The organism is Lacticaseibacillus sharpeae JCM 1186 = DSM 20505, from assembly GCF_001436225.1.
Lineage (GTDB): Bacteria > Bacillota > Bacilli > Lactobacillales > Lactobacillaceae > Lacticaseibacillus > Lacticaseibacillus sharpeae.
Map to the genome: position 1 here is coordinate 79,286 of NZ_AYYO01000009.1, position 11,757 is coordinate 91,042.

General features: G+C 51.5%; 8 protein-coding genes. 6 read left to right on the top strand and 2 right to left on the bottom strand.

Annotation, left to right across the window (positions count from 1 at the left end; all coding sequences use genetic code 11):
* The first annotated feature begins 5 nt into the window (after nucleotides 1–5).
* The 5 genes from FC18_RS02570 to FC18_RS02590 all read left to right on the top strand — a co-directional run bounded on the left by FC18_RS02570 (nucleotide 6) and on the right by FC18_RS02590 (nucleotide 7,062).
* Complete coding sequence (locus tag FC18_RS02570) at nucleotides 6–1,829, top strand: FtsX-like permease family protein (RefSeq protein ID WP_056975391.1); 1,824 nt, start codon at nucleotides 6–8, stop codon at nucleotides 1,827–1,829.
* Between the two features lie 228 nt (nucleotides 1,830–2,057).
* Entirely contained in the window at nucleotides 2,058–3,101 is a 1,044-nt protein-coding gene (locus tag FC18_RS02575; RefSeq protein WP_056975392.1) for a BMP family lipoprotein, read from the top strand.
* Between the two features lie 298 nt (nucleotides 3,102–3,399).
* A complete protein-coding gene (locus tag FC18_RS02580; RefSeq protein ID WP_056975393.1) occupies nucleotides 3,400–4,944 on the top strand; it encodes an ABC transporter ATP-binding protein in 1,545 nt (514 codons plus the stop codon).
* Complete coding sequence (locus FC18_RS02585; RefSeq protein ID WP_082403919.1) at nucleotides 4,934–6,097, top strand: ABC transporter permease; 1,164 nt, start codon at nucleotides 4,934–4,936, stop codon at nucleotides 6,095–6,097. Before FC18_RS02580 ends, FC18_RS02585 begins: the two co-directional genes overlap by 11 nt.
* Nucleotides 6,098–6,102: 5 nt before the next feature.
* On the top strand, nucleotides 6,103–7,062 hold the full coding sequence (locus FC18_RS02590; RefSeq protein ID WP_054677724.1) for an ABC transporter permease: 960 nt from the start codon (nucleotides 6,103–6,105) through the stop codon (nucleotides 7,060–7,062).
* Nucleotides 7,063–7,125: 63 nt separating this feature from the next.
* On the opposite strand, the gene FC18_RS02595 is transcribed toward FC18_RS02590, so the two are convergent.
* Nucleotides 7,126–8,640, bottom strand: a complete 1,515-nt coding sequence (locus FC18_RS02595; protein ID WP_056975394.1) for a helix-turn-helix domain-containing protein — start codon at nucleotides 8,638–8,640, stop codon at nucleotides 7,126–7,128.
* A 187-nt stretch (nucleotides 8,641–8,827) separates the two neighbouring features.
* On the bottom strand, nucleotides 8,828–9,466 hold the full coding sequence (locus FC18_RS02600; protein ID WP_056975395.1) for a deoxynucleoside kinase: 639 nt from the start codon (nucleotides 9,464–9,466) through the stop codon (nucleotides 8,828–8,830).
* Nucleotides 9,467–9,959: 493 nt separating this feature from the next.
* Here FC18_RS02600 and serS point away from each other — a divergent pair, with 493 nt between their 5' ends.
* A complete protein-coding gene (gene serS, locus FC18_RS02605; RefSeq protein ID WP_056975396.1) occupies nucleotides 9,960–11,240 on the top strand; it encodes a serine--tRNA ligase in 1,281 nt (426 codons plus the stop codon).
* Nucleotides 11,241–11,757 lie beyond the last annotated feature (517 nt).

Genomic DNA, 11,757 nt, shown 5'->3' on the forward strand with positions numbered 1-11,757 from the left:
TAGATATGTTAAATAAACTGGCTCTTGCCGGAATTAAGAACCGCTTTCGGGATTATGCGGTCCTGTTTTCCGGTCTCATTATTGGTAGTGCAATCTTCTACATGTTCATGACCATTGCCACCAACAAGGATTTCCAGGCTGGCAGTACGGCCGGCTTCAGTGCCACCCCGATTATTTTCATGTTCGGGGCGATTCTACTGATGATCATTACGTTCGTTTACGTGGTTTACGCGAACAGTTTCTTGCTGTCGATGCGCAAACGGGACTACGCAACCTTCATGATGCTGGGCGCCAAAAGTAGCAAGATTAGCCACCTGATTTTCACCGAAACCATGATTATTGGTTCGGCGGCGACGGTCTGCGGCATTATCATCGGGATTGGCATGACCCAGCTGGTTGGGGGCTTACTCATGAAGTCCCTGGATGCGGCGACAAATCATTTCGCCCCATTTTACCTGCCGGCGGTCATTGTCACCCTCGTATTCTTCATCGTGTTGTTCTTCTTTGCCGCACTGGTGAACGCGGGGAAGATGCGGGCCACCCCGATTCTGACCCTGCTGCGGTCAGATTCAACGCCGAGCCGGATCAAGATGAAGCCGTTCATGCTGGTGCTCGCTGCCGTGGCCGGGATTGTGCTCCTCGCGATTGGCTACTGGGCAATGCGTTCTCTGTCGATGCTGGGCATCATGGCGATTCCACTGGCACTCGTGACGATTGTGCTCGGCTCATACTTCCTGTTTAACGCGGTTGTGGTGGTCGCGATTCAGTTACTGAAGGCCAACCGGAAGTTTGCGGGGAAGGGACTCCGTAATTTCACCCTGGCTCAGATTAGTTTCCGGGTGCGGTCGTACACCGCGATTCTCTCGATTGTGTCCATTTTGTTCGCATTGGCGCTCGGAGCCATCACCGTGGGCTTGAACTTCTATAATGAAGTGCCCCACATGGCCCAGAACTTCAGCAGCTACGATTTGGTGCAGCACAACCCAAGCGCCAATCAGCGTGCGGCGGTGGACAAAATGACTGGTGTTTACGGCAAGGCGGCGTACACGGTCAAGGTAGACAAGTCCATGGTGACGTTCAACCAAGCAGACATTATTAAACACCCGCTGATTCACGCAAACACGACAACGGCAAATGGCGGCGTGCAGATGCAGCACGTCCAGCTCAGTGCTGCGGACTTTAGCAAGAATCCACTTAAGTACACTGACCTGATTAACGCGCTGCTCACCCACAACCTCGAGACCACGAACGCAAAGGCGCAGGTGGCTAGTGGTGCGGCTTTCGCCCAGGCGCCGGGGACGACGGAGCGCATTTACGTTTACCGGGTGCACGATCTGCGGGCGAACATCAAGACGCTAACCAAATTGCAGTCAGTTGAGAACAAGAAGTACCCGAGCCTGGTTGAGCGGGGCGCAAACGGCAGTGTTGCGGCCTCCTACGCGGTATTTAACGCGATGTTTAGTGGCTTTGCCTTCATGGGCTTCTTCCTCGGCCTGGCATTCCTCGCAATGCTGGCAAGTACGCTGATGTTCAAGATTTTGTCCGGTGCGGATTACGACAAGACCCGGTACGCGATGCTGCGTAAAATTGGGGTGCGCGAGCGACTGTTGCGGGGCTCCATCCGCTCAGAGCTGTTGGTACTCTTTGCCCTCCCAGGGATTTTGGGTGTTGTCCACGTGCTGTTCGGGTTGCAGTTGTTCAAAACGCTTTTGTTAAATCCATATGACAATCTGCTGCTGCCGTTTGGCGTATTCGGCGTTTTGTATCTAATTTATTTCCTGATTACCGTCTGGCTTTACAACGGAATTGTCCTGCGAAAAGATAATTAATATTTTTAGGAATAACACCTTGATTTGATGTTAATTAATAGTAGATAGCAGGTTTATCAAAACGGCTCTTGTTCGCGAAGAGCCGTTTTTTATTGCCTAAATGGCGAATGTTAGCGGTTTAAACACGAACGTTATCATTTGCATTATTTAAATTGTTCTTGCTCTGTTCGGGTTCTCGTGGTATATTATTAGCAATCGGGGTAACCCCCAAACGAGGAGGAAAAAGCAGTGAAATTCACTTCTAAAGCAGCAACTGCGTCTGCAGTCGCAGTGTTGGCTCTTGTTCTTGGTGCTTGCGGTAACAGCAAGTCCAGTAAGGATTCTGGGAAGACGGACAAGGCACACTCAGTAGCACTCGTTACCGATGGTGGCGGTGTTGACGATAAGAGTTTCAACCAGTCCGAATGGGAAGGTTTACAGAAGTGGGGCAAGAAGGAAGGTCTCGTTAAGGGTGTAGGTGGCTACAACTACGCTCAGAGCAACTCAGACGCTGACTTCGTGCCTAATGTTAACAAGATGATTCAGGCTGGCTACAAGACCATCATTGGTTCTGGGTACAAGCTTGAAAAGACGATCACTGACGCTGCTAAGAAGAATCCAAAGGTTAACTTCGTCATCATCGACGACGTTATCCAGCAGAAGAACGTAGCCAGCGCAACCTTCAAGGATAACGAAAGTGCCTTCCTTGCCGGTGTTGCTGCTGCTGAAACCACGAAGACCAACAAGGTTGGGTTCATCGGTGGTGTTCACGGTGCCGTTATCGACCGTTTCGAAGCCGGCTTCCGTCAGGGTGTTAAGGCTGTGAACAAGAACATCAAGGTCGATGTTAAGTACGCTGACAGCTTCTCCAAGGCTGATGTCGGTCAGGCACTGGCACAGGCTATGTTCAACAACAACGAAGACGTAATCTACCAGGCTGCTGGTGGTACCGGTGCCGGTGTCTTCTCCGCTGCTAAGAACGCAATCAAGTCCAAGAAGGTTTGGGTCATCGGTGTTGACCGTGACCAGACTGCTGATGGTAAGTACAAGGGTGGTAACCTGACCCTGACCTCCACAGTTAAGGGTGTTGACATTGCCGTTCAAAAACTTGCAACTGCTGCCAAGAATGACAAATTCCCAGGCGGAAAAACACAAGTTTATGGACTTAAGGGTAACGGTGTCCGCCTCACTCGTGGTAATATGAGTGCTAAGGCCTGGACTAAAGTTCAAGAATTCAGAGAAAAGATTATTAAGGGTGATATCTCGGTTGCTGAAAAGCCATCCGACCTCTAATATATCGTAGTACCAATTTAGAACTGGCCGGAACTGTATTTGAGTTCCGGCTTTTTTGTGGGACTGAGTCAAACGGCTTGGTGACACACTTCGCCGAGAATTTTGGGAACACCGTAACGCAAGGCAATACATTCAGAAAGGAATCGCAAGCGGGCAATCCGGTGCCCGCTGGCCGGATGAAATGTGTGGTTGGTACGGCGCATTTGCGGCTTCTGGTTGTCCTGGTTCGGACCAGGGTTTCAGAAAGCAATTTGCACCGTGCACGCACATGAAATTCGACATGCGTGGGGAAATAGCGATGACAGAAACGCCAGCAATCGAAATTCACCACCTAGTGAAGGCCTTTGGTACTTTTAAGGCTAACGATGACATCTCCATAAACTTCTATGGTGGTCAAGTTCACGCATTACTGGGTGAAAACGGTGCTGGGAAGTCGACCCTGATGAACATGCTTTCGGGGATTCTGCGACCAACCAGTGGTCAGATTAAGATCAAGGGACAGGAGGTTGAACTCCACTCCGCCAAGGACGCATCCGCGCTCGGGGTGGGGATGGTGCACCAACACTTCATGCTCGTGAACGCCTTTACCGTCCTGGAAAACATCATCTTGGGTTCAGAGCCAACGAATGCTGGCCGCTTGAACTTCAAGAAGGCACGGGCGAAGGTTGAAGAAATTCTCTCTAAGTACGACCTGGACGTTGATTTGGACGCGCGGATTGAAGACATCTCCGTGGGGATGCAGCAGCGGGTTGAAATCGTGAAGGTGCTGTACCGTGAAGCCGACGTGGTGATTTTCGATGAACCTACCGCCGTGCTGACCCCCCAAGAAATCGACGACTTGCTCGAAATCATGCGCAAGCTCGCAGCAGAAGGCAAGGCCGTCTTGCTGATTACGCACAAGCTGGAAGAAATCCGTGCAGTTGCGGACATCACAACCATCATTCGGCGCGGGAAGGTTATCGACACCGTTAAGACGCACGAATGCAGTGCTGAAGATCTGGCCACGATGATGGTCGGCCGGCCAGTGGACTTCGACCTGAACAAGTCTGAGTTGCAACTGGGCAAGCCAGTGCTCACAATCGAACATCTCGATGTACTCGACCGTAACAAGGTTAAGCGGGTCCATGACTTCAACCTGACCATCCATGCTGGCGAAATTGTCGGTCTGGCCGGGATTGACGGCAACGGCCAGTCGGAACTGGTCAAGGCCCTGACCGGCCTCATGCCAGTACACAACGGGAAAATCACCATCTCCGGCAAGGATACGACGCACGCAACGCCGCGCCAGATTGTCCGCGACGGGGTCGGCCACATTCCTGAAGACCGGCAGCGGTTTGGGCTGATTCTGCCGATGACCGTCATCGATAACATGGGCCTCATGACCTATACTGAAGAACCACTCGCGAAGCACGGGATTCGGAACGAAAAGGCCGGCGTCGAAATGACCAAGAAGCTGACCGAGAAGTTTGACGTGCGGACCAGCAGCATTTTCAACACCGCGGGCTCCCTCTCTGGTGGTAACCAGCAAAAGCTGATCATTGCACGCGAAATGAGTCGTGATCCTGAGCTCATGATTATGATGAACCCAACTCGTGGGCTGGATGTTGGGGCGATTGAATTCATTCACCAGCAGATTCTGAACGCGCGGGAAACCGGCCATGCAGTTCTGCTCATCTCCTATGAATTGGATGAAATCAAACAGTTGGCGGACCGGATTGCCGTTATTCACGCCGGCCACCTGGTTGCCACTGAAGATGCATCCGACCTGACGACGTCCGAAATCGGACTGCTGATGGCCGGCGACAAACTCAAGGGGAAGGAGACCGTCACTAATGCGGATTAATAAAACCGTCATTAAAAGTATCTGGATTCCGCTGATTGCGATTATCCTTGGGCTGCTGGTCGGGGCAGTGGTTATGCTGCTCTCCGGATTCAACCCGATTGAAAACTACATTAACCTCTTTACCGGGGCCGTGGGGACACCAAACGCGATTGGTGAAGTCTTGCGGACGGCAACGCCACTGATTCTGACTGGGGCCGGGTTCGCGGTTGCTAACTCCGCCGGCTTCTTCAACATCGGGGTTGCCGGGCAGGCGCTGGTTGGCTGGCTCGGTTCGGTTAGCTTCGCGCTGGCCTTTCCCGATTTGCCACGGATTCTGATGCTGCCAGGGGCAATCATCGCCGGCGCACTTGCTGGTGCGCTCTGGTCCGGGATCGCCGGGGTCTTACGTGCGTACTTTGGTGCTAGTGAAGTTATTACCACCATCATGCAGAACTACATCGCCCTATACGCAACTAACGCCATCATTAAGGGTGTTCTCGCTAAGCACAACAACGACTACTCACCAACGATTCCTAAGGCTGCCCAGCTGCGGACGCCATTCCTCGAAAACCTGACGCAAAACTCCACGTTGCACTGGGGACTGCTCATTGCCATCGTTGCGGCCATCTTCCTCTGGTGGTTCATGAAGAAGACCACGATGGGCTTTGAAATTCGCGCTGTGGGGATGAACCAAGATGCTTCCCGGTACGCGGGGATGTCCACCAAGCGGACCATCATCATGGCGATGCTCATTTCTGGGGCCTTTGCAGGTCTCGGTGGCGCGATGGAAGGTCTCGGTGACTTCCAGAACATCATCGTGAACACCGCAATGCCTGATATTGGGTACGACGGGATGTCCGTTTCCCTGCTTGCTGGTGGGGCACCAATCGGGATTATCTTCTCCGCCCTGCTCTTCGGGGTGCTGAAGATTGGTGGTTTGAACATTTCGATTGCTTCAACCACGCCTTCCGAAATCGTGAACATTGTGATTGCTTCCGTTATCTTCTTCGTTGGGGCACAATACCTGATTCGTTACTGGATGGCTAAGTCCAAGTCCGGTAAAAAGGCTGCGGCCAAGAAAGCTGCTGAAGCTGCAGGTGTCTCTGCACAAGCGGTAACTGATGAGGCCAAAAACAGCGGCACCAATGACCCAGACGATAAGGAAGGAGAGTGACCACGATGAACATCACAACATTATTAATGACGGTGGTTTCCACCTCACTTATCTACTCAGCGCCACTAATTTTCACGTCCATTGGTGGTGCCTTCTCTGAACATTCAGGGATTGTTAACGTTGGTCTTGAAGGGATTATGGTCATGGGGGCCTTTGCCTCTGTTGTCTTCAACTTGATGATGGGTTCCGCATTCGGTGCGGCAACGCCATGGCTTGGCCTGTTGGTCGGTGGGGGCGTCGGGATTGTCTTCTCCCTGATGCACGCGGTCGCAACCATTAACTGGCGGACGGACCACATCATTTCTGGTACCGTTATGAACTTGATGGCCCCCGCACTTGGGGTTTACCTGACCAAGTTGATTTTCGATGGTCGTGGGCAGACGGATATTATCCAACACCCACTGGCAACCGTCACCATTCCAGTGCTGTCGAAGATTCCGGTGATTGGCCCAATCTTCTTCACCAAGACGTCAATCGTTGCTTACATCGGGGTACTTGTTTCCATCGGTGCATGGTGGTTGCTCGCCAAGACTCGCTTTGGTCTGCGTCTGCGTTCCGTTGGTGAACACCCAGAAGCTGCGGATTCCGTGGGGATTTCCGTTTACGCATACCGGTACGCCGGGGTGCTGATTTCCGGGTTCCTCGGGGGGATTGGTGGTGCCGTGATGGCTCAGTCCATCACCCTGAACTTCTCCGCAACGACGATTGTGGGGCAAGGGTTCATGTCCCTGGCCGCAATGATCTTCGGTAAGTGGCACCCAGTTGGCGCGATGGGCGCGGCCGTCTTCTTCGGTTTCGCCCAGAGCCTGGCAATCGTGGGGAAGTACATCCCGGTCATCAAGACGATGCCAGATGTTATCTTCACCATCGCTCCTTACCTGATCACCATCATCGTCCTGGTTGCGTTCATCGGTAACGCAACGATGCCAGAGGCGGATGGCTCGACATTCATTAAATCGAAATAAATGCGTCAGTTCTGACGGCATACGAAAGGGCAGCATCCACATGGGTGCTGCCCTTTTTGCGCGTCAAACGCGGGTGTATTGAATGTCGCCCAGCCCAAGAATGTTCAGGAAGGTCTTCTTGACGAGCAGGTACAGGTTGAAGTAATCATCGTCGGTCGCGTCGGCGTGCCAGGTAACTAGGGTTTGCCGACTGGTATCAATATTGCTGAAGAGTGGTTCATCGTCAATGTTTGTGATAATCAGGTCGGCGTCGCGCACGTCGTCGTCATCACTCATCATCTGGATGAAGCTCATGTTGCGCAGGAACTTGATCACCCGGTAAGCGTTGAGGTCGCCGTGTTCAAGCAGAACCCGACAGCGCACGATTTGGTGCCACGTGAAGTCCTGCAGGTAGGGCGTGAGCATGTAGGTCAACGTAAGCGTCAGCGGCACCGCATTCTGCTTAAAGGTGCTAAATGGCGTCGTATCCGGCAGTCCTTCATGGAAGGCGATGAGCGCCGCATAGAGCTCAGAGTGCGGGTATAAGTTGCGCTTGGAGTCGAAGAAGTCGGAAATCTTGGCGTAGTTACCACCAATCATGTAGAAACTCATGGCTGCCCGCATGATGTTCGTAATCAGCACCATGTTGTCTTCGAAGGCAATGGGGGCATCCGCACGCCAGTGCTGTTCCAAGAAGCTGGTCAGGCGCGTGATGTACGTGTGCACGGGATTATCGGTGCTAACGATGTCGGCGTATAGTTCGAGCCAGCTAGCTTGCGAGGTGGAAAAGCGTAATTGCCGATTTTGCTGATAATGGAAGAACTTGGACTCGGCGGTGAGGGTCTGCTCGTCCAGTTTGGGGAACATATCCTTGGTGTAAATTGGGGTGTTCATGGCCGCGACGCTGCGAAAAACGTCGTCGTATTCGGGCCATTCGTTGATCGTGTAGCCCCGCACGATGCGCAGGCGACAAATCCCCCAGAACAGAACTTCCTGTAGCGCTGCCACCGGACTGGTTTTACGAGTGGGTAACTTGCTGTATGCGGTATTTAACTGCTGCGGGTGAATTGCTGTGATCGGCCAGCGAACCCCGTGGTAGCCGAGCCAGTAGAAGGCGAACAGGAAGAGACGTACGCGCTGTTCGGTGCCAACGATTGCGGGTTGGGTGAACGAAATTTTGAGGTCGTATTCAGCCAGCAGTTTGCGTAGCGGCACAGTTTTACGGGTCAGGGTTGAGCGCGAAATGAAGCGATCCTGACAGAATTTGTCCACGCTGAGACTGGAGGATTGCACCAGGTAGTTGACGAACTGGAACTGGATGGAGTTTTCGAGCAGATACAACCGGTACTCATCGACGGACACGGGGAAGTTATCTTGCGACATTAGCCGTTTCTTCGCCAGCTTGTTGGTTTCGCCGGTCATGTCTTCCATATCCATCAGTAGTTCACGGAAGGTGTTGTACGTTTGCTGGTAGTAAATCTGCATTTGCAGGCTCAGGTCGTTGATGGTGAAGCTGTAATTATCGATGGTTTTGAGTGAACGGTACATTTGAAACTTCTGGTAATCTGCATTGTCGAGGAAAGTTTCTTCGTAAAGCATGATGATTACCTCCGTGGTTGGGCGCACCCAGATTTGGGCGGAATAATCCGCTTTCTAAAAAGATAGTATAACAAAAATAATAATGATACTGAAGAGTAAACTGGCAATCGGTCTGCATTTCAGATAACAAAATTCAAAAAAGGTGGGGACAAAAAAACACGAACGCAATCGTTCGTGTTTACCGTGCTTAATGTTGCAGTTTAGCGAGCTCTGCATCAATGAGGCCGAGAACCTTAACCCGGGCATCGTCGTCAGCCACGAAGTCGAGCTTGTCGCCGTCGATTTGCATCTTGGGACTCTGGTCATAGTTAGCGTACCATTCTTCGTAACGCTGGTTTAAGGTCTTGTAGTAGTCGTAGAGGGAAGGATCGTTAGCGATTTGTTCGTACGGCCGACCACGCCGCTGAATCCGTTCGAGCATGGTGTCGAATGATACCCGGATGTGAATCAGCAGGTCGGGATTCTTCTGGTAGTGTGCAGACGGCATCTCTTCCATCATGTTGTGCAGCAGGTCGTCGTACACGCTGACTTCGGTGTTGGTGGCACGGCCCAGGTCGGCGTTAAGGTGGAACAACAGTGAGTCTTCAAAGATTGATCGGTCAATTACGTTGTTGGGGTTGCTGTTGGCAGCGTGGATTGAGTTGAACCGTTTGTTGAGGAAATAAATTTGCAGCAAAAATGCGTATTTCTTAGGGTCCTTATAGAAGAGGGGCAAAACCGCGTTGTCGTCCACGGACTCGTAGAATGCTTGGGTGCCCAAGTGTTGGGCAATCATTGTGGTTAAGCTAGTTTTGCCGGCGCCAATTGTTCCTGCTAAAACGATCATGTGAAGTACTCCCTTATGTGTATGTATGCCAGTTTTGCGTGTACCTGCGCAGAGGTACTTGTCTAGTCTACTGGTGGTGGTAGCGAAAATCAATACTACAATTGGTTGAGGCCGAATTTTCATGTACTAGTGATGGTATTATTCGGCTACTAACCGCAATAAATGTGAGTTTGCAGTAAAAGGTTGCAAAATTCGCCTGGGTGCGGTAATTTAAGGACAGATAAAACACGTCATTAAGCGCCTAATCGCAAGTCAGAGAACCGGGGTAAGCTGTGAACCGGGATTGCGGCATTCCAGCGTGATAGTGGGTGGCGATGAGCCACACGGAGACTGCCCGTTATGCGGTATCGAGTGCGTCCAGTAGTGGGCGAATTTGGGTGGTACCGCGGAAAGCAAGCCTTTCGTCCCATGATTTATGGGGACGAGAGGCTTTTTTTGTTCCCCGGCTTGCGACACTTTAACTTTTATTTCTATATATGTAGGAGGAATCAACATGCTTGATTTGAAATTGATTCGTCAGGACCCTGATTGGGCGAAGACAAAGCTTGCAGCGCGCGGCATTAAGCCGGAAGAGATTGACGAACTGCTCGACCTCGACAAGCAGCGCCGGGCACTGCTGGTCGAAACCGAGGAACTGAAGGCCAAGCGCAATCAGGTTTCCCAAGATATCGCGAAGATGAAGCGGAACAAGGAAGATGCCAGCGAACAGATTGCGGCGATGCGTACTGTCGGCCAGCAGATTGGCGACCTTGACAAGCAGTTTGCGGATGTGGAAGAGAAGTCCAAGTACATTTTGGTCCGCCTGCCTAACTTCCCCGATGATTCTGTTCCAGTTAGCTTGGACGAAAAGGACGCACGTGAAGAGCGGCGTGTTGGGGATATCCCAACGTTTAGCTTCAAGCCCAAAGCCCACTGGGAAATTGGTGAAGACCTGGGCATTTTGGACTTTGAGAATGCGGCTAAGGTTTCTGGCAGCCGCTTTGTTTACTACCGTGGTGCTGGGGCCCGGCTTGAACGTGCGGTTTACAACTTCATGCTGGACGAACACTATAAGGAAGGCTACACCGAAGTACTTCCACCTTACCTGGTTAACGACGATTCCATGTTCGGTACGGGTCAGTTTCCTAAGTTCGTCGGTGATAGCTACACCGTAACCAATGAGGGTAGCGATTTGACGTTGATTCCAACGGCGGAAGTGCCACTGGTCAACTACTACCGTGATAGCATTATCGATGGTGACAAGCTGCCAATCTACGTTACCGCGCTGTCCCCAGCCTTCCGTTCTGAAGCTGGTAGTGCTGGCCGCGACACCCGCGGTCTCATCCGGATGCACCAGTTCAACAAGGTGGAAATGGTTAAGGTAACTAAGCCTGAAGACTCATGGGATGAACTGGAGAAGCTCACCGCGAACGCTGAAAGCTTGCTGAAGAAGCTGGGGCTTGCATACCATGTGATCACTCTGGCCAGTGGGGATGCTAGCTTTACCTCCGCGAAGACGTACGACCTTGAAGTTTGGCTGCCAGCGCAGGACACTTACCGCGAAATTTCTAGCTGCAGTAACTGTACCGACTTCCAGGCACGGCGGGCACAGATTCGTTACCGCGACGACAAGGGCAAGCTGCAGTTTGCACACACCCTGAACGGCTCCGGGCTTGCTGTTGGCCGGACGGTCGCTGCAATTCTGGAAAACTACCAGAACGAAGACGGCTCCGTTACGATTCCTGAGGTGCTTGTACCATACATGCACGGCGAAACGAAGATTGCCAAGGCTTAATGGATTTATCTTTGAACCACGCAGCGATGCGTGGTTTTTTTGTGCCTGTTATCATAAATAAAATCATACTAATTGGATAGTAGGGAGGAAAAAAGGAGAATGCCTTGCGCAAACGTTTGCCAATATCGAGGTTGATTGTTGGCAATTTACACTGCGGATTTGAATTTTTTTAGTGTTACTTTATTTTGTGCGGAATCCCGAAAGTGAGGCGTTTATCTCGCCGAATGTGGCACAAAAGGTGTGGCGTAATAGATATTGACCGCAAAAAATCCGAATAATTGCTTGACGGTTGGTTGGCAGGCTGGTAATATACTTTGTGTTGTCACATGAGTAACGACGCAGCCGAGTGCGCAATGCATGAGGCTAAAGAATAATTTAAAGGCGTTGCCAATAATTATTTCAAGTCATTGCTTGACAGTGAGAGCGACGGATGACAAGATATCTAAGTTGCTTTTGATAGCTCCTTGAAAACTGAACAAAGTTTCGTATAAATGTAGGTTCTTCAGCTTAATTGCTG

Excerpts from the sequence above, each read along its gene's own strand:
- FC18_RS02570 (WP_056975391.1), top strand. The coding sequence starts at position 6 with ATGTTAAATAAACTGGCTCTTGCCGGAATTAAGAACCGCTTTCGGGAT.
- FC18_RS02580 (WP_056975393.1), top strand. The coding sequence starts at position 3,400 with ATGACAGAAACGCCAGCAATCGAAATTCACCACCTAGTGAAGGCCTTT.
- FC18_RS02585 (WP_082403919.1), top strand. The coding sequence starts at position 4,934 with ATGCGGATTAATAAAACCGTCATTAAAAGTATCTGGATTCCGCTGATT.
- FC18_RS02590 (WP_054677724.1), top strand. The coding sequence starts at position 6,103 with ATGAACATCACAACATTATTAATGACGGTGGTTTCCACCTCACTTATC.
- FC18_RS02595 (WP_056975394.1), bottom strand. The coding sequence starts at position 8,640 with ATGCTTTACGAAGAAACTTTCCTCGACAATGCAGATTACCAGAAGTTT.
- FC18_RS02600 (WP_056975395.1), bottom strand. The coding sequence starts at position 9,466 with ATGATCGTTTTAGCAGGAACAATTGGCGCCGGCAAAACTAGCTTAACC.
- serS (WP_056975396.1), top strand. The coding sequence starts at position 9,960 with ATGCTTGATTTGAAATTGATTCGTCAGGACCCTGATTGGGCGAAGACA.